19 protein-coding genes are annotated in these 18,020 nt (G+C 63.6%); 8 read left to right on the top strand and 11 right to left on the bottom strand.

Annotated elements, in window-relative coordinates:
- Positions 1-229 precede the first annotated feature (229 nt).
- Positions 230-1,324, top strand: coding sequence for an acyltransferase family protein (locus LB524_RS14240; RefSeq protein WP_224527351.1), 1,095 nt, complete (start codon positions 230-232; stop codon positions 1,322-1,324).
- Positions 1,325-1,353: 29 nt separating this feature from the next.
- Here the strand turns inward: LB524_RS14240 and LB524_RS14235 are convergent, their stop codons facing one another.
- The 7 genes from LB524_RS14235 to LB524_RS14205 form a co-directional block, all read right to left on the bottom strand.
- Positions 1,354-3,354: a glycoside hydrolase family 127 protein gene (locus LB524_RS14235; RefSeq protein ID WP_224527348.1), complete on the bottom strand. Its 2,001-nt coding sequence runs from the start codon at positions 3,352-3,354 to the stop codon at positions 1,354-1,356.
- An 86-nt stretch (positions 3,355-3,440) separates the two neighbouring features.
- Entirely contained in the window at positions 3,441-4,298 is an 858-nt protein-coding gene (locus tag LB524_RS14230) for a carbohydrate ABC transporter permease (RefSeq protein ID WP_140617877.1), read from the bottom strand.
- Positions 4,298-5,224: a carbohydrate ABC transporter permease gene (locus LB524_RS14225; RefSeq protein WP_140724950.1), complete on the bottom strand. Its 927-nt coding sequence runs from the start codon at positions 5,222-5,224 to the stop codon at positions 4,298-4,300. Before LB524_RS14225 ends, LB524_RS14230 begins: the two co-directional genes overlap by 1 nt.
- A gap of 172 nt (positions 5,225-5,396) precedes the next feature.
- Complete coding sequence (locus tag LB524_RS14220) at positions 5,397-6,674, bottom strand: ABC transporter substrate-binding protein (RefSeq protein WP_224527345.1); 1,278 nt, start codon at positions 6,672-6,674, stop codon at positions 5,397-5,399.
- A 74-nt stretch (positions 6,675-6,748) separates the two neighbouring features.
- Positions 6,749-7,792, bottom strand: coding sequence for a LacI family DNA-binding transcriptional regulator (locus tag LB524_RS14215; protein ID WP_140724953.1), 1,044 nt, complete (start codon positions 7,790-7,792; stop codon positions 6,749-6,751).
- Between the two features lie 383 nt (positions 7,793-8,175).
- Positions 8,176-8,409, bottom strand: coding sequence for a hypothetical protein (locus LB524_RS14210; RefSeq protein WP_015316770.1), 234 nt, complete (start codon positions 8,407-8,409; stop codon positions 8,176-8,178).
- A complete protein-coding gene (locus LB524_RS14205; protein WP_224527342.1) occupies positions 8,372-8,752 on the bottom strand; it encodes a hypothetical protein in 381 nt (126 codons plus the stop codon). Before LB524_RS14205 ends, LB524_RS14210 begins: the two co-directional genes overlap by 38 nt.
- On the opposite strand from LB524_RS14205, the gene LB524_RS14200 reads away from it, so the two are divergent.
- Entirely contained in the window at positions 8,733-9,230 is a 498-nt protein-coding gene (locus LB524_RS14200) for a GAF domain-containing protein (protein WP_015316771.1), read from the top strand. The two genes, LB524_RS14205 and LB524_RS14200, sit on opposite strands and share 20 nt — an antisense overlap.
- Here LB524_RS14200 and LB524_RS14195 read toward each other — a convergent pair whose 3' ends face one another.
- The 4 genes from LB524_RS14195 to LB524_RS14180 form a co-directional block, all read right to left on the bottom strand.
- Positions 9,231-10,292, bottom strand: a complete 1,062-nt coding sequence (locus tag LB524_RS14195) for a YeiH family protein (RefSeq protein ID WP_224527339.1) — start codon at positions 10,290-10,292, stop codon at positions 9,231-9,233.
- Positions 10,293-10,421: 129 nt separating this feature from the next.
- The gene (locus LB524_RS14190; RefSeq protein WP_263486589.1) at positions 10,422-10,838 is read right to left on the bottom strand and encodes an ester cyclase; all 417 of its coding nucleotides are present in this window, start codon (positions 10,836-10,838) and stop codon (positions 10,422-10,424) included.
- A gap of 81 nt (positions 10,839-10,919) precedes the next feature.
- On the bottom strand, positions 10,920-12,359 hold the full coding sequence (locus LB524_RS14185) for a PAS domain S-box protein (RefSeq protein ID WP_224527336.1): 1,440 nt from the start codon (positions 12,357-12,359) through the stop codon (positions 10,920-10,922).
- A 65-nt stretch (positions 12,360-12,424) separates the two neighbouring features.
- Positions 12,425-13,318 carry a LysR family transcriptional regulator gene (locus LB524_RS14180; protein WP_140876518.1) on the bottom strand — a complete coding sequence of 298 codons (894 nt, stop codon included), beginning with the start codon at positions 13,316-13,318 and terminating at the stop codon, positions 12,425-12,427.
- A gap of 145 nt (positions 13,319-13,463) precedes the next feature.
- Here LB524_RS14180 and LB524_RS14175 point away from each other — a divergent pair, with 145 nt between their 5' ends.
- From LB524_RS14175 to LB524_RS14150, 6 genes are all read left to right on the top strand, one after another.
- Positions 13,464-13,859, top strand: coding sequence for a cupin domain-containing protein (locus LB524_RS14175; protein ID WP_140876516.1), 396 nt, complete (start codon positions 13,464-13,466; stop codon positions 13,857-13,859).
- Between the two features lie 42 nt (positions 13,860-13,901).
- Positions 13,902-14,243, top strand: a complete 342-nt coding sequence (locus LB524_RS14170) for a carboxymuconolactone decarboxylase family protein (protein ID WP_015316779.1) — start codon at positions 13,902-13,904, stop codon at positions 14,241-14,243.
- A 2-nt stretch (positions 14,244-14,245) separates the two neighbouring features.
- Complete coding sequence (locus LB524_RS14165) at positions 14,246-15,235, top strand: aldo/keto reductase (RefSeq protein WP_140617884.1); 990 nt, start codon at positions 14,246-14,248, stop codon at positions 15,233-15,235.
- A gap of 285 nt (positions 15,236-15,520) precedes the next feature.
- The gene (locus LB524_RS14160; RefSeq protein ID WP_140617885.1) at positions 15,521-15,985 is read left to right on the top strand and encodes a GNAT family N-acetyltransferase; all 465 of its coding nucleotides are present in this window, start codon (positions 15,521-15,523) and stop codon (positions 15,983-15,985) included.
- A gap of 16 nt (positions 15,986-16,001) precedes the next feature.
- Complete coding sequence (locus tag LB524_RS14155; protein WP_140824338.1) at positions 16,002-16,385, top strand: ACT domain-containing protein; 384 nt, start codon at positions 16,002-16,004, stop codon at positions 16,383-16,385.
- A 151-nt stretch (positions 16,386-16,536) separates the two neighbouring features.
- The gene (locus tag LB524_RS14150; RefSeq protein ID WP_140876512.1) at positions 16,537-17,970 is read left to right on the top strand and encodes an aldehyde dehydrogenase family protein; all 1,434 of its coding nucleotides are present in this window, start codon (positions 16,537-16,539) and stop codon (positions 17,968-17,970) included.
- The last annotated feature ends 50 nt before the right edge of the window (positions 17,971-18,020 follow it).

The following is an 18,020-nucleotide window of genomic DNA, read 5'->3' as shown; positions in this document are numbered from 1 at the left end:
CGAAATCGGCGAGAACGGCGTCCCTCGCCCCGTTTACGGGGAGATGATGCCAGGCAGGCGAGGGGCAGCGCTGACGGCAGATGATTGCCAACGGCTTCAACACGGCGGCCCGCGGACGCTGCCAGCCTCACCGCAAGACAGCCGCGTTTACGATCTGGGAAGCTTGATGGTGCTAGACATCGCGGGATGATGGCTGGCCAGCCGGGCCGGCCGGTTTGGATTCGCCGCCATGAACAGCAGCCCAATGCGCATGCCGTGGGTGGACACGGCCAAAGGCCTCTCGATCATCCTCGTGGTTATGATGTACTCGGCCTACAACACCGGCGAGTATACAGGCGGCGTCGGCTTTCTCCACTATGTCATCGGCTTCGCGACGCCGTTTCGGATGCCGGAATTCTTCCTGATCTCGGGGCTGTTCCTGTCGCAGGTGATCGACCGGCCGTGGCGGCGCTATATCGACCGGCGCGTCGTCCATTACCTCTATTTCTACGTGCTGTGGGCGATCATCTCGATCGGGCTGAAGATCGGCATCTTCAGCCGGGATCCCGCCGGCATGCTGCACGACCTGGCAATGGCCGTCGTCCAGCCCTATGGCGTCCTGTGGTTCATCTACATGCTGGCGGTGTTCGGTCTTGCCGCGAAACTGCTGCGGCAGCTTGCCGTGCCCGCCTGGATCGTCATCCCGATCGCCGCCGGTCTGCAGATGTGGGCGCCGCATCCCGACAGCTACGCGGTCGAACAATTCGCCGCCTACTTCGTCTTTTTCTACGTTGGCTTCGTCATGGCGCCGCTGGTGTTCCGGCTCGTCGAATGGACGCAAGCCCGCCCGGCGGTGGCTGTCGCCGGGCTCGTCCTGTGGGCTGTCGTCAATGGCCTGCTGGTCTATTCGCCGGGTTATGCCATGCAGCCGGTCGGCATGCAGATGGGCCTGGCGGCATGGCCGCCGCTGCATCTCGTCCTGGCCGTCGCCGGTGCCGTGGCGCTTTGCGTGCTTGGCGGTTTCCTGTCGAAATTTCCCGCCATGGAATGGCTGCGCTGGCTCGGCGAACATTCGCTGGTCGTCTATGTCGCCTTCACCATTCCGATGTCGCTGTTCCGCGGCGCCGCACTGGCAAGCGGCCTGCTGACCGACACGGGCTTGCTCAGCCTGGCGGTGCTGCTGGTCTCGATCGTCAGCCCCGTCGTGCTTTACTTCATTGTCCAGCGCATCGGCTTCGGCATGTTCCTGTTCGAGCGGCCGGCCTGGGCGCATATTGACGGCAGCGCCGCGAAAACAGCGCCGAAAAAGCCGCTGACCGCCGCCGCCCAGTCGAGCCGGACATAACCGGCCGCCCCATGGCGTTACGGCCGACCTCAACCATCGCGCAGCCAGACCAGCATCTCGCCCGGCTCGCGGTTGTCCCAGGCGAAATAGGGGACGGCGGTCAGGCGGGTCTCGACCTTGGCCGGCGGCTCGGAGCGATAAAGGCCGTCCTGCCAGCCATCCCCGGCATCGGCTTGTGCCGTGGCTGAAAGCGTCACCACACCGCCGAGCAGATCCGGTTCGTCATGCGCCTCGATGCCGGCCGTGCGCGGCAGGGTCAAGCGATGCAGGCGGCTGTCATTGTCGGTCGCCTCGACGCAGTAGATCAGCGGCCCGCGCGACAGCGCGACGCGGCCGGCATCCTGCCTCACCTCGGGATTGGCATAGAGCCGCTCGATCGGCATTTCGAGATCGAGCCTGACACGGTCGCCCTTCTTCCATTGGCGCCGGATCGCGGCGTAGCCGTCACTGGTCACTTCTGCGAGGTCGATCGCCTCGCCATTGATCTCGAGCTTGGCCTTGGAGCTCCAAGCCGGCACACGCAGGTGCAGCGTGAACTCTACCGGCGCCTGCGGCTCAACGGTAATCTCGACGGCACCATCCCAGGGATAGCGGCTCGCCTGCGTCAGCGTGACCGGTGTGCCTGCAATGTCGAAGCGGGCGGTGGAGTCGCCATAGAGATGAACCGCCAGCGCGTCGTCCGCCAGGCTGTAGAAATAGCTGCCGATCGAGGCGACCATGCGCCCGATATTGGGCGGGCAGCAAGGGCAGCGGTGCCATTTCCAGCGGTTATGCTTGCCCCGGCTTTCCAGCGGGTTCTCGTAGAAGAACAGCGAACCGTCGAGCGACAGGCCCGAGATCGAGCCGTTGTAGAGCGCGCGCTCCATCATGTCGGCGTAGCGCGCGTTCGGCCCCATGCCGAGCATGCGGCTCGCCCAGAACACCAGCCCGACCGACGCACAGGTCTCGGCATAGGCGGTTTCGTTGGGCAGGTCGTAGTCGCTGGTGAAGCCCTCATTGTGCGCCGACGGGCCGAGCCCGCCGGTGATGTAGAGGTTCTTGGTGGTGAGGTCGTCCCACAGCCGGTCGAGCGCCACCCGCAGCGTGTCGTCGCCATATTCGGTCGCGATGTCGGCCATCCCCGAATAGAGGTACATGGCCCGCACCGCGTGGCCGACGACCTTGTCCTGCTCGCGAACCGGTATGTGCGACTGGCTGTATTCGTAGGTCTTGAAATGATAAGCCTTCGGGTCGGCGCCACGGGCGCGCGCCTCCTCGTCGAAATAGTGCGGCTGCTGCCCGCGCTGGTCGATGAAATATTTGGCCAATTCCATGTACTTTTGTTCGCCCGTCACCCGCGCCAGCTTGACCAGCGCCAGTTCGATCTCCTCATGGCCGCAATAGCCTTTTTTCTTGCCGGGCTCGGGTCCCAGCACCGAAGCGATGTGGTCGGCATAGCGGCACATGATGTCGAGCAGCTTGCGCTTGCCCGTCGCCTGGTAGTAGGCGACCGCGCCCTCGATGAGGTGGCCGGCGCAATAAAGCTCATGGCAGTCGCGCAGATTGGTCCAGCGCTTGCCCGGCTGGATGCGCTGGTACCAGCTGGAGAGATAGCCGTCCTCCTGCTGCAGCCTGCCATACATGTCGATGACGGCGTCGATCTTCTTCTCCAGTTCGGGATTCTTACGCCGGTAGAGCGAATAGGCCGCGGTCTCGATCGTCTTGCCGAGATCGGAATCCCAGAACATCTGCGTGGTCACCGTCGAGCCGGTGAAGCCGGCGGAGGCCGCCTCGTCGGGCGAGGGCGAGTGGAACGGAATGACGACGCCTGGCGAGGGCTGGTCCGGATCGATCTGCTCCAGCATGCGCGCCGCCACGCAGCGGTCGTAAAGGATGTCGGCGGTGCGCGTGGCAACCGCCTCGGCGCGGTCGCCCCAGAAGCCGCGCACGTCGACCTGCGGCACCGGCAGCGGGCGGAAGGCGAGCTTCGGCTTGCCCGTCCCCTGCGATTTATTTGGGGTGGCGTGGCGGGGGGATGGCGATGCGGTCATGAACTCACTCCATTCGATCTGACGTCTATCTCTTTGTTGGAGCATGATCTTTCCGAAAACCGGTTCCCACTTTTCGGGATCATGCTCTATTTGACGGCCCCGGCCATCAGGCCGCGGATGTAGAAGCGCTGCAAAGCCAGGAACAGGATCAGGCACGGCACCATCATCACGGTGACGCCCGCCTGCACCGCGCCCCAGTCGATGGCGCCGAAGCGGCCGGACTGAAGTGCGGTCATCATCACCGGCAGCGTGAACTTGGACTGGTCGGTCATCAGCACCAGGGCAGCGAGGAATTCGTTCCAGGCGCCGAGGAAGGCAAACAGCGCGATGGTGACGACACCAGGCCAGACCAGCGGCAGCATGACCTTTATGAGCATGGTGGCGTTGCCGGCGCCGTCCATGCGCGCGGCCTCCTCGATCTCGCGCGGCACCGCGTCGAAGGCGTTGCGCATCATGAAGATCGAGAACGGCAGCTGCAGCGTCACATAGACGCCGACCAGGCCGGTCAGCGTGTTGTGCAGGCCAAGCTTGGTCAGCACCAGGAAGATCGGCGTCAGGATCGACTGGAACGGGATCATGATCGTCGACAGGATGAGGACGAAGAACAAGTCCTTGAACGGGAACCGAAACCGCGAAAAACCGTAGCCAGCGAGCACGCTGACGATGACCGACAGCATGACCGTCATCACCGAGACATAGATGCTGTTCTGCGCCGAGGCCCACAGGCCGTCGCCGAAACTGTTCAGCGTTTGATAGTTCTCCAGCGAGAAGCCCGTCGTCGGCCAGGGCGGCAGCGGCGGCAGGCGCGCCTCCTGTGCCGGCTTGAAGGCCGACAGCACCGTCCACACGATCGGCGCCACGAACAGCACCGAGGCGACGATGCCGGTGGAATGCCTGGCCAAGCGCGCGGCAAGCTTGCCTGTGCCCGATATCGCCTGCGCCATCAGTCGAGCCCCTCGGGTTTGCGCAGCAACCAGAGCTGGACGAGGCTGAGCGCCACCAGGATGACCAGCAGCACCATCGAGAGTGCCGCGCCATAGCCGAGCTTGAACGAGACGAAGGACTGGTTGAAGATCCAGTACACCGCCGTCAGCGTCTGGTTGCGCGGGCCGCCGCGCAGGATGATGTAGAACTGGTCGAAGGCAAGGATGGAGCCCGCGACCGACAGGATCAGCGCCAGCGCCAGGGTGCGGCGCATCAGCGGCAAGGTGATCGCCCGGAACCTGGCGAACGGCCCGGCGCCGTCGATGACGGCGGCCTCCTGCAGATCCTGCGGGATCGACTGCAGGCCGGTCATCAGGATGATCATGGTGAAGCCAGCGACCTTCCACACCACCATGGCGATGATCGACCAGAAGGCCGGTTGGAAGGTGGCGAGCAGGTTGAACTTCTTGTCGATCAGGCCGAGATCGTAGGCGGCGGGGCTGAACAGGCCGGAATCGACGTTGAGCAGCCACGACCACAAAAGGCTCGCCGAGGCAAAGCCGACCACCGCCGGCATGAAGAACATGGTGCGGTAGAGGTTGGTGAATGGGCGCGGCCGCTCGATGAAGATCGCCAGCGGAAAGGCGACGGCGAAGATCGCGATGGTGACGATCAGCGTGTAGTAGCCGGTGAATCTCAGCGCGTTCCAGAACCTGGTGTCGCGCAGGATTGCCCAGTAATTGCCGAGGCCGATGAAGGAGTGCTCGCCCATCAAGGGCCAGTTGTGCAGCGACATCCAGGCCGTCATGCCGAGCGGAATGACGAAGAACAGCATGACCAGCGCCACGGCCGGCGCGACATAGAGCAGGCCAATCCATTGCCGGCGCCCGGCGCCGACGCGTTTGCGGACGCGGGGTGGGGCGGTGGTTGCGGTGATGGTGGTCATGGCTGTTTCCCTGGCGCTGCGTCCCCTCCTCCTCAAGGGGAGGGTCCGGCCGAAGGCCGGGGGTGGGGTCCTCCGCCAAGCGCGCCGACATCAAGGAACGTCGAGCACTGCCGAGACAACCCCACCCGGACCTGCGGTCCGACCTCCCCTCAAGGGGGAGGTGGAGGCGGCGCTACTTCTGCGGCGCCTGGTCGATGATCGACTGCATGGTCTCCTGGGCGTTTGCTATGGCGCCATCGACGTCGTCGCCGAAGAACACCTCGTTGATCATCTGTGTCCACGGGCCGTTGGCGGAGTTGATCAGGTCGTTGAACACCACCGAATACGGCGTCTTGCCCTTGGCCATCGCCTCGGCGGCAATCTGGTAGCGCGGGTCGAGCTCCTTCAGCGCGTCCTTGGCGATGTCGCCGCGCACCGGCAGGCTGCCGTATTTGGCGAGGATCGTCTGGCCTTCGAGCGAATAGGCGAAGTCCAGGAACTCCTTCACCACGGCGAGTTTCTTGGTGCCCTTGGTGACGACGAAATTGTCGCCGCCGGCAAAGGACGACCAGTTGCCATCCTTGCCCGGCAGGAAGGTGACGCCGTAGTCGACATCAGGATATTGCGTGTTGAGCGCGCCGATGGCGAAGGCGCCGGAGGGCGAGATGCCGATATTGCCGGCGGCGAAGGCGGCAAAGAAATTGGCGCCCGTATCGGTCTGCGCGCCCGCCGGCACCAAATCCTTCTTGACCATCGAGCGGTAGAGATCGATGGCGCCGCGCAATTGCGGGCTGTCCAGCGTCGCCTTGGAGCCGTCCTCCGACAGGATGTCGCCGCCCGAGGCCCAGATCAGCGGCGTGAAGGTGAAGATGTTGCAGCCACCGCAATTGCCGGAGAAGTAGAAGCCCTTGATGTTGCCGCCAAGAGCGTTGACCTTCTCGGCGTCGGCTTCGATCTCGGCCCAGTTGGCGGGGCCTTTTTCAGGGTCGAGGCCTGCCTGCTTGAACAGCTTCTTGTTCCAGATCAGCACCGAGGCGTCGGCCGAGAAGGGCAGGCCGTAAATGCGGTCCTTGTAGGTGCCGGTCTTCACATGCGCGGGCGACAGGCTGGCGAAATAGGGGAGCGATTTCGCCCAGTCGGTGATGTCCTCCAACTGGCCGGCGGCCGCGAAGGAGGGCGTGTAGATCAGGTCGAGCGACAGCGCGTCGGGCGCCGTGCCGCCGGCCGCGGCCGCGCCATATTTCGGGATGATCTCGGCATTGGGGATGATGTCGAGCTTGACCTGGTCCTTGTTCGCCTTGTTGAAGGCGTCGACGATCCTCGGCATGAAGTTCGAGCCGTCGGCGCGTACCCAGATGTTGGCGCTTTCGGCGGCGGCAAATTGCAGGCCGCAACCCAGAACGGCAGCCGTCAACGTCAATTTGGTCAGGGCCAATTTGGTCGGGGCCAGTTTGGCAATCAAAGTCCTCATGTTCTCCTCCTCCTCATTTAGCCGCGATGCGCGGCTTGCCGCCGATCGCGGCGCTTCGTTTCTCAGCCGTCTTTTCAGCCGTCGGGCAGGCGGCCGCAGGACTGCCGCACCACCAGCCGGCACGGCAGTTTTCTGATGCCCGGCGCGGCGGGCTTGCCGCCGACCAGGGAAAGCAGGGTCAGCCCGGCCTCGCGGCCTAGTGCTGTCAGGTTCATGTCGACCGAGGTCAGCGGCGGGCGGGTCGCCTCGGCCACGATCTCCCAATTGTCGAAGCCGATGACGCCAACATCGCCGGGAACGCTCAAGCCACGCTCGCGCAGAGCATCGATGACGCCGCGCGCGATCTGGTCGTTGCCGCAGAAGACGGCGTCCGGCTTTTCTCCCCCGCCATCGAAAAGGAACGTCACCGCCTCATGCCCCCAGGCTTCCGACCAGGCGCCGAGCAGGGGTTCGATGACGGACAGGCCGTTCTCGATCAGCGCGGCGCGATAGGCCTGCGCCCGTTCATGCACCACGGCAAAACTGGCCGGGCCGGTGACATGGGCGATGCGCTTGCGGCCGAGCCGGCAGAAATGGTCGACGGCCAGCCGCGCCCCCCCGGCATCGTCGGAAACGAAGGCGACGGCGTCGGGATCGGGCTGAGTGAAGGCGTAGATCACGGGGATGCGCAAATTGGCGAGATCGATCGGCAGATGGCGGTCGATGCGCTTGCCGGTGGCGATGATGCCGTCGACGCGCTTGTCGAGCATGGCCTCGACATGGAGCTGGCCGAGACGGGGATCCTCCTCGACATTGCACAGGAATACCGAGACGCCGGCATCGACCAGCGCATCCGAAATGCCCGACATCAGCGGCAGCGAGAAACGGCCATAGGTGTCGTTGGTGAGCAGGCCGACAGTAAAGGAGCGGCGCCTCAGCAGGCTCTGCGCCAGGCTGTTAGGCCGGAAGCCCAGGTTGCGCGCCGTCTCGCGAATGCGCTCGCGGGTCTCGGCGGTCATGCGCCCCTGATCGTTGAGCGCCTTGGATGCAGTGGCAACGCTGACGCCGGCCTGCGCGGCCACGTCGCGCAAGGTGACGGGTTTGGGAAAGACCGGAACTGGCTGGTCGTCCGATGCCATCGCGGCAGAAATCCTTGGTTGGAAAAAGGTTTTCCCTTACCGGCCTGAATAAAGCCCGGCTAACGGCCGAACCCCATCGGGACTGTCTGGAAAAACCTTTTCTCAACTTGAAGGCTAGGCCAGATCGGGGGACCGATCAAGAGGAAAATGGCCAGATCAGGGTTCCTCGGTACCATCCGCTATTTCGCGCGCGGCCGCGACGTTTCGCATCTTCGAGGCCGAAAGGCAGGTGAAAGGGAACGCGCCGCGGTGTGGAGCTGGACGCTCTTGCCCTTGGTCGGCAGGATCATTGCATGGCTGGAACGTCAGACGTGGCTTGAGCCGCCGCATTCCTTGACTTGGTGCAAGCCCAGCGGGAGACCGCTCACGTCCTTGGAGTGACTCTATGCCTTCTTGGCCACACGCTTCTTTTTCGGCGCCGGGTTCAGCGCTTCCGCCACGCGATCGGCTTCTTCCTTGGCCAGGCGCAATTCCCTCAGCCTTGCGGTCTTGATCTCCCTGGCCCTCGCCTCGGACATGTATTCGGCGGTTGCCTTGTTGCGCTCCGCGGTTTTCTTCTGCTTGTCGACAAAGCGGGCTTCAGCTTTTTGCATGATCGTCTGATTGCCGTCGGCCATTGAAGAAATCTCCTTCGCGCGTGAAATCGTGAAAATGAACTTCTCGATAAATAGGCGCCCGGAAGGAAAAATTCAATCTTTCGAATAATTTGGCCTCTTTGTCGGCGTCAGGAGACCGCGCTTCGAAATAATACTTTTGAAATTTTTCTCCCGCCGGAATCAAATCTTGCGTCGGGAATGGAGATAGCGCCAAGGCGCCAACGGACAGAATTTCGAACGGAAAACCGTTTCGCATTTTCCTGGAATTGCCTAGGATGGTCAGGTGGTCGTTTGGTGCAGGGTTTGCGGAAACGGAACCGCGATTCCCAGTTTGGAGACAAATCATGTTCGCGGCCCAGGCCATCGATATCTCAGACAAGGCCGCGTTCTACCGCGACCTTGCCAAGCAATTGAAGGCGCTGCTCGAGGGCGAGCACGATTCGATCGCCAACGCCGCCAACACCGCGGCGCTGATCTTCCAGATGGTGCCCGACCTCAACTGGGCCGGCTTCTATTTCCTGGCATCGGACGAGGAACTTGTGCTGGGGCCCTTCCAGGGCAAGCCGGCCTGCGTGCGCATTGCCGTCGGCCAAGGCGTATGCGGAACGGCGGTCGAGCTCGGCACCTCGATGCTGATCAAGGACGTGCATGATTTCCCCGGCCACATCGCCTGCGACGCCGCCTCGCGCTCCGAGCTGGTCGTGCTGCTTGAGGACGAGGAGGGCGTTTTCGGCGTGCTCGATCTCGACAGCCCGCTGCCCGGCCGCTTCGACAGTGCCGACCAGGCCGGCATCGAGGCGCTGGCGGCGATCTATGTCGCGGCGAGTTCGTTCCAGGATTAGTTAGCCTGAGACCTTCACCAGCATCAGGCTGAAGCCGCCGATGAACAGGAAGGCGCAGAAGGCGAGCGCCAGCGGGCGCAGGCCGCGCGAGCGCAGCTGCGAAATGTCCGCCTGCAGGCCCATGGCGGCCAGCCCCATGGTGAGCATGATGGTGGTGGCCAGCACTACCGCCTGCTTCACTTCGGCTGGTATCGTAACCAGGCTGTTCAATGCCACGACGGCGACAAAGGCGGCGACGAACCACGGCATGGGCGGGCGTGCAGCCGACTGGTCGTCACTTTTGCGGCGCGCCATCAGGCCGAGCGCGATGACCATCGGCGCAAGCATGGCGACGCGGGTCAGCTTGGCGACGGTGGCGATCTCGCCGGATTGGGTGCCGTTCTGGAAACCGGCGCCGATGACTTGCGCCACCTCATGGATGGAGGCGCCGGCCCACAGTCCGAAGGCGTGCTGGTCGAGGCCGAGCAGCGGCGCCAGCAGCGGGAAGCCGAGCATGGCGATGGTGCCGAACAAGGTGATCGAGGCGACGGCGTAGGTGACGTCCTCGTCGCGCGCATCGGTGACGATGTTGGTGGCGACGATCGCCGAGGCACCGCAGATCGAGGTGCCGGCGGCGATCAACTGTGTGAGCTTGGCGTCGACGCCGATCAGCCGGCCGAGCGTGATGGTGAAGACGAAGGTGGCGCCAAGGGTCAGCGCGACGATGCCGACGCCGCCGGCGCCGATCGAGACGACCTGGCCAAGCGTCAGCTGGAAGCCGAGCAGCACGATGGCGAAGCGCAGCAGGCGCTTTTGCGAAAAAGCGATGCCCGCCTTGGCGTGCACCGGTGTGCCGAGCACGTTGGAATAGACCATCCCGGCGACGACGGCCAGGATCATCGGGCTGAACAGGGCAAAACCGGAGACATTGCGGGCCGAGAAGGCGACGGCCGTGATCATCGCCACCAGCACGATGCCGGGAACGATGCCGTTCCCCACGGAATCGAGGCGCTTGCGACCTTGGGCCAGATCGGCGGAAATCAGGTTCGGAATACCGTTTGCGATGGGAGTCAGGGACGACAATACAATTCTCCGTGCGAGTACGCCGGAGAAATGTCATTCCAAGACTAATCTTTCCAACGAATTATTTTCGTTAGAATGATTGATTTTTACGAACGGTCTTGGCCCTCGAAAGCTGAGAAAGGGGCCGGCCTACAGCTGCGCTTCGATCGCCGCCTTGTCGATCACCGACCAGACGTGCCTGATCCTGCCGTCGAGAAACTCGTAGAAGACGTTCTCGCTGAAGGACACTTTCCTGCCGTTGACCGGCAGGCCGAGAAAAGTTTCCTTCGGCGTGCAGTTGAATTGAAGGCGGCTCGCTATGAAAGGCGTATCGGCGATCAGCAGCTGGATGTCGAAATAGAGATCGGGAATTTCGCGAAAATCCCGCTCCAGCATGTCGCGGTAACCCGACAGGCCGACCCGGTCGCCATTGTAGTGCACCTCCTGGTGTACGAAGCGGTCGAGGCTTCGCCAGTCCTGGGCGTTAAGGCAGGCGATGTAGCCACGATAGCTGTTGGCAAGATCTTCATCGGTCACAGCGCGCTCCGGTGTTTTTGCCAACCGCATGTCTTCCACGACTGTTCCGGAAGGCGAGAAATGCTTGTTCGGGAAGACATAGAGCGGCGATGCCGGAATGCGAGTGCGGCATCAGGGAAGGACTTCGAATTCCGGTCCGCCGATCACCTCGTCGATCGCCTGTGGGTCGACGTGCTCGCTGTCAACCGAGGCTTCGAGTTGCGACAAGGGTGCTTCAACGGTCCAGGTGACGCCGTGGCTGTCATATTCGAGAACGCCGGTGCCACTTACAGCTGCTGGAGCGACGCGCTGGAGCACGACGGTGCCGAAACCGCCATGGCCGATGTTCTGCACCTGAGGACCATCGCGCTCTTTCCAGATCAGCTGGAACCGTTTCAGGTCGCCTGCCTGGCTCACCTTCCATTGCACCGATATCGTTCCCTCGGCGGCCGAAAGCACGCCATATTTGGCGGAATTGGTCGCCAGTTCATGGAAGGCGATGCCGAGATACTGGACGGCATTGGGGTTCAGCGTCAGGGAAGGGCCAGCCATGGAAATCCGTTCCTCGTTGCCGAACGGTTTGGCTTGTGCCAGGAGCAGCTCGAAAATCGTCGCGCCTCGCCAGTCGCCGGATACCAGCAGGTCGTGCGAGAGCGACAGCGCCATGATGCGCTCGCGCACCTGGCGCTCGAACTCCGCCGGTGTCGAGGACCTCTTGCTGGTCTCGCGGATCATAGAGATGATGACGGAATACTGGTTCTTGACCCGATGGTTGACCTCGCGCATCAGCATGCGGATGCGATATTCGCTCTCCTTGGCTATCGAGATGTCGCGGGCGATCTTGGAGGCGCCGATGATCCGGCCGACGGCATTGCGTACGGGCGAGATCGTCAGGGATACGGGCACTAGGCTGCCGTCCTTGCGGCGGCGGATGGTCTCGTAGGTCTCGACCCGCTCGCCTTTGCGGATGCGCTCCAATATGCGCGGCTCCTCGTCCAGGTGGTCATCGGGTATCAGCATCGTCACGGACCTGCCGACCGCTTCGTCGGCGGTGTAGCCGAACAGGCGCTGGGCGCCTGAGTTCCAGCTCTTGATGACGCCGTTCAAATCCTTGCTGACGATTGCATCGAAGGAGGATTCCACGATGGCCGACAGATGATGCCTGGCCTCGTCGGCAAGATGCCGGTCGGTGAGGTCGAACAGCATGTTGACGGCCCCGACCAGCCTGCCTTGGTCGTCATGGAGCGGCGTGGGATAGGGAAGGAAGGGCACGCGCGTGCCGTCGGGACGCTGCGAGATGGCCGACTGGTTTCTGACCGGCCGGTTCTCCCGCAACGCAACGGCCATCGGGCATTGGTCGTGCGGCAACACCTGCCCGTCGGTCGTGAACAGCTTGTGCGTTACGCACCACTGGTCTTTTCCGAGTTCGGGCTCGCGTCCGGCAAAATCGGCCGCGGCCCGGTTGAAATAGGTGATCCTGCCTTCGCTATCGGTCGTGTAGATGGCGACAGGAAGATTATCGAGGATTTGATGGGATAGATCGAGCGTCGAGCTTTTCGACAGGTCTGTCATGCGCAAGGTTCCATTTAACCAGCGTGAACGTCGTCGGGCTGAAACGGTTCCGCTGGACCCGCGGGCTAGCCGCGGTAGCGCAGCGCATCGACCAGCAGCGTAAAGGCGGGCGTCGCCTGGCGGCGGCTGGGATAGTAGAGGTGATAGCCGGGAAACGGCGGGCACCAGTCGGCCATGAGCCGCAACAAGCGGCCATCGGCGAGATGCGCCGTCACTTGATCCTCCGGGAGATAGGCGAGGCCGACGCCGGCCAACACGGCATTCATGCGCAGCCCCGCCGTGTTGAAGATCAACTGGCCGTCGACGCGCACCTTCAGCTCGCGTCCGGCCTTCTCGAATTCCCAGGCATAGAGCCCGCCATGGGTCGGCAGGCGCAGGTTGATGCAATTGTGATCGGTCAGGTCCTGCGGCGTGCGCGGCTTCGGCCGGCTTGCGAAATAGGCCGGAGATCCGACCACCGCCATGCGCATGTCCGGCCCGATGCGCACCGCGATCATGTCGCGCGCCACCTGTTCGCCCAGCCGTACGCCGGCGTCGTAACGCCCGGCGACGATGTCGGTCAGGCCGTAGTCGACGACGATCTCGATCCGGATGTCGGGATATTGCGGCAACAGCCGGGCAATGGCCGGCCATAGGACCGTGTTGGCCGAATGTTCGCCGGCGGTGATGCGGATGGTTCCGGCGGGCTTTTCTCGCAATGCGCTCAAGGCGGCGAGCTCACTCTCGATCTCGTCGAGCCTCGGTCCGACGGTGCGGGCCAGGCGTTCGCCGGCTTCGGTCGGCGAGACACTGCGCGTGGTGCGGGTCAAAAGCCGTACGCCCAGCCGCTCTTCCAACGTGCGCAAGGCATGGCTGAGCGCCGATTGGGATACGCCAAGCTTGGCCGCCGCCCTGGTGAAGCTCTTCTCGCGCGCGACCGCGAGGAAGGCGGTCAACTCATTCAGATTGTCGCGTGGCATTGATGAATTTCTCTCATAAGTACATGCCGGATATAGCAGCTACTCATGACCATCGCAGCCCCTAAATAGAACGCAATCGGCCCAACAAGCCGGCGCTCCTGGCCTGGCGGCAATGTCCTCCCGGCATGACGAAAGGACGGAAAACGTGGAGATCACACGAAGCGGCTCGCAGCCCTCGGCGAAGGGGCCCGCCGAATATTTCACCGGGGCGGTGCGCATCGATGCACCCTTCAAGGGCAGCGACCTCGCGCGCGTCGGCGGGGCCACCGTGACCTTCGAGCCCGGCGCGCGCACGGCCTGGCACACGCACCCGCTCGGCCAGACGCTTATCGTTCTGTCGGGCGCCGGTCTGGTGCAATGCGAAGGTGGGCCGATCCAACAGATCCGTTCCGGCGACATCATCTGGTTCGCGCCGGGCGAAAAGCATTGGCATGGGGCGTCGCCGACAACGGCGATGAGCCATATCGCCATTGCCGAAGCGCTCGACGGCAAGGTCGTCGACTGGATGGAGCATGTCACCGACGAACAATACGGGATTTGACCACCAGGCCTCGCCCACCGACGACACAAGAAGGAGATCCTCATGACCCATGCCCCAGCGCCTCCCAAAAGCCCGTTTTCCGACATCGCTCCAGCACTCGGCACCTATACCGACGAGGTGCTTTTCGGCGACGTCTGGAAACGCCCCGGCCTCTCGCCGCGCGACCGCAGCCTCGTCACCGTCGCCAGCCTGGTCTCGGGATACCGGATCAACGAGATGCCGTTCCACATGAAGCGGGCGCTCGAGAATGGCGTGACCCATGACGAGCTCATCGAGGCCATCACGCATCTTGCCTTCTATGCTGGATGGCCGCCGGCAAGCACCGCGATCGGCATCGCCCGCAAGGTCTTCGAACAGGCCGACGCCGAGAAGAAGGGACACTGACGATGCAAAAGCGCACACTTGGAAACAGCGGCCTCGAAGTCTCGGCCATCGGCCTTGGCTGCATGGGCATGAGCCAGTCATATGGGCAGCCGATGGAGACGCCGGATGCGGTCCGTCTGATCCGGGCGGCATTCGAGCGCGGTGTCACCTTCTTCGACACGGCGGAGGTCTACGGACCGTTCAGGAACGAAGAGGTCGTCGGCGAGGCGTTGCAGCCAATCCGCGACCAGGTGGTGATCGCCACCAAATTCGGCATCGACATCGCCGGTGCGGCCGGACATCAGGGCATGGACAGCCGGCCGCAGCATATTCGCGACGTCGTCGAGGCCTCTCTCAAGCGGCTGAGGACGGACTACATCGATCTTCTCTACCAGCATCGGGTCGATCCGGTCGTGCCGATCGAAGAGGTGGCTGGCGTGGTGAAGGACTTGATCAGCCAAGGCAAGGTGAAGCATTTCGGCCTCTCAGAAGCGGGCGTGCGCACCATCCGCCGCGCTCATGCGGTGCAGCCGGTCGCCGCGCTTCAGAGCGAATATTCACTCTGGTGGCGTGAACCCGAGGAGGCGATCCTGCCGGTCCTCGAGGAACTGGGAATCGGCTTTGTGCCTTTCAGTCCGCTGGGCAAGGGTTTCCTCACCGGCGCCATCAACGCCGGGACGACGTTCGATGCCAACGATTTCCGCAACAGCGTTCCGCGGTTCACGGAGGAAGCCCGCCAGGCAAACCAGGCACTGGTCGACGCCATCGTCGCGATCGCGGCTGACAAGAACGCGACATCGGCACAGGTCGCGCTTGCCTGGCTGCTGGCGCGCAAGCCCTGGATCGTTCCGATCCCAGGCACGACCAAGCTAAACCGCCTTGAGGAAAACATCGGATCTCTCGCCGTTGCCCTGACAGCGGACGATCTTCGCGATATCGAGAACGCGGTCTCGGCGATTGCCGTCCAGGGAGAACGATACTCCCCGCAACAGGCGGCGAGGATCGATCGCTGAGGGTCCCAGCCGTATCAGGCCCGGCAGCCAAACCTGGAAGGCGTTGCCGACGGTTTGGCCCAATGACAGGCCGAGGCGGTGTCTTGACGCGGGACCGTTGCTGCTCCAGCTTGCCGCGATGTTCGTTCCCGCGCCCGTCATCGCCAAGCGACGCCGCTTCCGCCCAGCGTGGAGCGGCACGCTGATTGCGCGACGACAAAGGCCGGCAGGATAAATCCGCTTCGCTCGTTTCCAGCCCCGCCCGCGACAACAGCCGGCGGGGTTTTTCATGCCTGGAGCACTGTCATGATCATCGAGTCTGCCATCCGGTTTCGGCCGGCCGAACCCGCCGATGCCGCCGCCATCCGCGACATTGTGCGTGCCGCCTATGCCAAATGGGTGCCGGTGATCGGCCGCGAGCCGCTGCCGATGCGCGCCGACTACGAAAAGGCCGTCGCCGAGCATCCGTTCGACCTCGCCGTCGAGGACGGCCGCATCGTCGGCATGATCGAGACCACGCTGGCCGACGATCACCTGTGGATCGAGAACGTCTGCGTCGCGCCGGAAGCGCAGGGCAGGGGTATCGGCCGCCTCCTGCTGGAGCGTGCGGAAATCAAGGCGCGCGAGGCGGGCCGCAACGAGCTTCGCCTGTTGACCAACGGCGCCTTCGAAGCCAACGTGTCGCTCTACAAGCGGCACGGCTATACAGTCGACCGGGAAGAGCCGTTCATGAATGGGGTGACGGTCTATATGAGCAAGAGGTTGGCATGACGATCAGAGCGCGACGATGGCTGCGAGGATAACGCTGAAGCAACTGTCCGGGCTCTACGCGATTTCGCGGCTTCAGGCCGCTGACGGCATCCCTGGCTGGGCGGACGGACCAGGTTTCGTCAGCATCACCAGGACCGACGACGAGCTCTCGATCACCTGCCTTCAGGATCGCGTGCCCGATGCCGTCAAGCATGACCGCGACTGGGTCGCCTTCAAATTGCAGGGGCCGTTCGCGTTCGACGAAACCGGCATCGTGCTGTCCGTCATCAGGCCGCTGTCGGAAAACGGTTTGGGCATCTTCCTGGTATCGACTTTCGATGGCGATCACCTGCTGGTGAAAGCGGCTGACGAGCCTGCGGCAAGAGGTTTGCTGGGCGAAGCCGGGCATACGCTGCTATAGTCCGCTCATCGCTGGTCCAGCCCTCTGGCTCAACCACTGCCGCGTTGGCTCAACCAGTTCGGGGGTTGCGTTTGACAGCGCCGTTTGCGCATCGTTATTTCTAGCCAGATATCACGGCCTGACCGGCCATGCGGCACCCCAAGGAGAGACCATGTCACACGATCTGCAGTTCTACATCGATGGCGCGTGGGTCGATCCTGTCGTGCCCAACACGCTCGACGTCATCGATCCATCGAACGAGGACGCTTTCGCCCGGATTTCGCTCGGCTCCAGGGCCGATGTCGATAAGGCGGTGGCCGCCGCCAAGCGCGCCTTCAACACATATGGCTTCACCTCGGTCGAGGAGCGCCTCGACATCCTCAACCGCGTCATCGAGGTCTACAAGAAGCGCAGCAAGGACCTGGCGGTCGCCGTGTCGCGCGAGATGGGCGCGCCGCGCCAGATGGCGCTCGACAGCCAGGTCGGCATCGGCCTGGCGCATCTGGCCAAAATGGCCGAGACGCTGAAGAATTTCCAGTTCCGCCACGTCAAGGGCAACCATCTCGTGGTCAAGGAGCCGATCGGCGTCGTCGGCCTGATCACGCCCTGGAACTGGCCGCTGAACCAGATCACCTGCAAGGTCGGTCCGGCACTCGCCGCCGGCTGCACCATGGTGCTGAAGCCGTCGGAAATCGCGCCGCTCGATGCCATCATCTTCGCCGAGATCATCGACGAGGCCGGCGTGCCGAAGGGCGTGTTCAACCTCGTCAATGGCGACGGCCCTGGCGTCGGCCAGGCGCTGTCCAGCCATCCCGACATCGACATGATGTCGTTCACCGGTTCGACGCGAGCCGGCATATTGGTGGCCAAGGCCGCCGCCGACACCGTCAAGCGCGTGCATCAGGAGCTTGGCGGCAAGTCGGCCAACATCCTGTTCCCGGATGTCGACCTCGCCACCGCCGTCAGCAAGGGCGTCGCCGGCTGCTTCAGCAACAGCGGCCAGTCCTGCAACGCGCCGACGCGCATGTTCGTGCCGCGCGACCGCCACGACGAGGCCGCGGGATATGCCAGGACGGCGGCGGAAAAGTTCACGGTCGGTCCAGCCGACGGCGCCAACACCAAGCTCGGCCCCGTCGTCAGCCAGGTCCAGTTCGACAAGATCCAGGACCTGATCCAGAGCGGCATCGACGAGGGTGCCACGCTGGTCGCCGGCGGCCCCGGCCGCCCTGCCGAACTCAATCGCGGCTACTATGTCAGGCCGACCGTGTTCGCCGACGTCACCCACGACATGCGCATCGCGCGCGAGGAGGTTTTCGGGCCGGTGTTGGCGATCCTGCCCTACGACACGGTCGAGCAGGCTGTCGAGCAGGCCAACGACACCGTCTACGGCCTTGCCTCCTACATCCAGGCCAAGGACCTACGGAAGGCGCGCGAGGTCGCGGCCCGCATGCGCTCGGGCAATGTCTACATCAACTATCCCCAATGGGACGCCGGCCTGCCCTTCGGCGGCTACAAGCAGTCGGGCAATGGCCGCGAATACGCCGAATACGGGCTGGAGGATTTCCTCGAGATCAAGGGCATCGCGGGGTACGAGGCGGCGGAGTAGTGCAGGACTTTCGGGCCGGCGCAACGCCGGCCCGGTCAGAAGGGCCAGGT

It is taken from the genome of Mesorhizobium sp. ESP6-5 (genome assembly GCF_020164695.1).
GTDB lineage: Bacteria > Pseudomonadota > Alphaproteobacteria > Rhizobiales > Rhizobiaceae > Mesorhizobium > Mesorhizobium australicum.
Note: the sequence above shows the minus strand (reverse complement) of the source record. Positions and strands in the feature narration are given on the sequence as shown.

What these genes read in the sequence shown, in the direction of transcription:
- LB524_RS14240 (WP_224527351.1), top strand. Translation starts at nt 230, where the DNA reads ATGAACAGCAGCCCAATGCGCATGCCGTGGGTGGACACGGCCAAAGGC.
- LB524_RS14235 (WP_224527348.1), bottom strand. Translation starts at nt 3,354, where the DNA reads ATGACCGCATCGCCATCCCCCCGCCACGCCACCCCAAATAAATCGCAG.
- LB524_RS14230 (WP_140617877.1), bottom strand. Translation starts at nt 4,298, where the DNA reads ATGGCGCAGGCGATATCGGGCACAGGCAAGCTTGCCGCGCGCTTGGCC.
- LB524_RS14225 (WP_140724950.1), bottom strand. Translation starts at nt 5,224, where the DNA reads ATGACCACCATCACCGCAACCACCGCCCCACCCCGCGTCCGCAAACGC.
- LB524_RS14220 (WP_224527345.1), bottom strand. Translation starts at nt 6,674, where the DNA reads ATGAGGACTTTGATTGCCAAACTGGCCCCGACCAAATTGGCCCTGACC.
- LB524_RS14215 (WP_140724953.1), bottom strand. Translation starts at nt 7,792, where the DNA reads ATGGCATCGGACGACCAGCCAGTTCCGGTCTTTCCCAAACCCGTCACC.
- LB524_RS14210 (WP_015316770.1), bottom strand. Translation starts at nt 8,409, where the DNA reads ATGGCCGACGGCAATCAGACGATCATGCAAAAAGCTGAAGCCCGCTTT.
- LB524_RS14200 (WP_015316771.1), top strand. Translation starts at nt 8,733, where the DNA reads ATGTTCGCGGCCCAGGCCATCGATATCTCAGACAAGGCCGCGTTCTAC.
- LB524_RS14205 (WP_224527342.1), bottom strand. Translation starts at nt 8,752, where the DNA reads ATGGCCTGGGCCGCGAACATGATTTGTCTCCAAACTGGGAATCGCGGT.
- LB524_RS14190 (WP_263486589.1), bottom strand. Translation starts at nt 10,838, where the DNA reads ATGCGGTTGGCAAAAACACCGGAGCGCGCTGTGACCGATGAAGATCTT.
- LB524_RS14185 (WP_224527336.1), bottom strand. Translation starts at nt 12,359, where the DNA reads ATGACAGACCTGTCGAAAAGCTCGACGCTCGATCTATCCCATCAAATC.
- LB524_RS14180 (WP_140876518.1), bottom strand. Translation starts at nt 13,318, where the DNA reads ATGCCACGCGACAATCTGAATGAGTTGACCGCCTTCCTCGCGGTCGCG.
- LB524_RS14170 (WP_015316779.1), top strand. Translation starts at nt 13,902, where the DNA reads ATGACCCATGCCCCAGCGCCTCCCAAAAGCCCGTTTTCCGACATCGCT.
- LB524_RS14165 (WP_140617884.1), top strand. Translation starts at nt 14,246, where the DNA reads ATGCAAAAGCGCACACTTGGAAACAGCGGCCTCGAAGTCTCGGCCATC.
- LB524_RS14160 (WP_140617885.1), top strand. Translation starts at nt 15,521, where the DNA reads ATGATCATCGAGTCTGCCATCCGGTTTCGGCCGGCCGAACCCGCCGAT.
- LB524_RS14155 (WP_140824338.1), top strand. Translation starts at nt 16,002, where the DNA reads ATGGCTGCGAGGATAACGCTGAAGCAACTGTCCGGGCTCTACGCGATT.
- LB524_RS14150 (WP_140876512.1), top strand. Translation starts at nt 16,537, where the DNA reads ATGTCACACGATCTGCAGTTCTACATCGATGGCGCGTGGGTCGATCCT.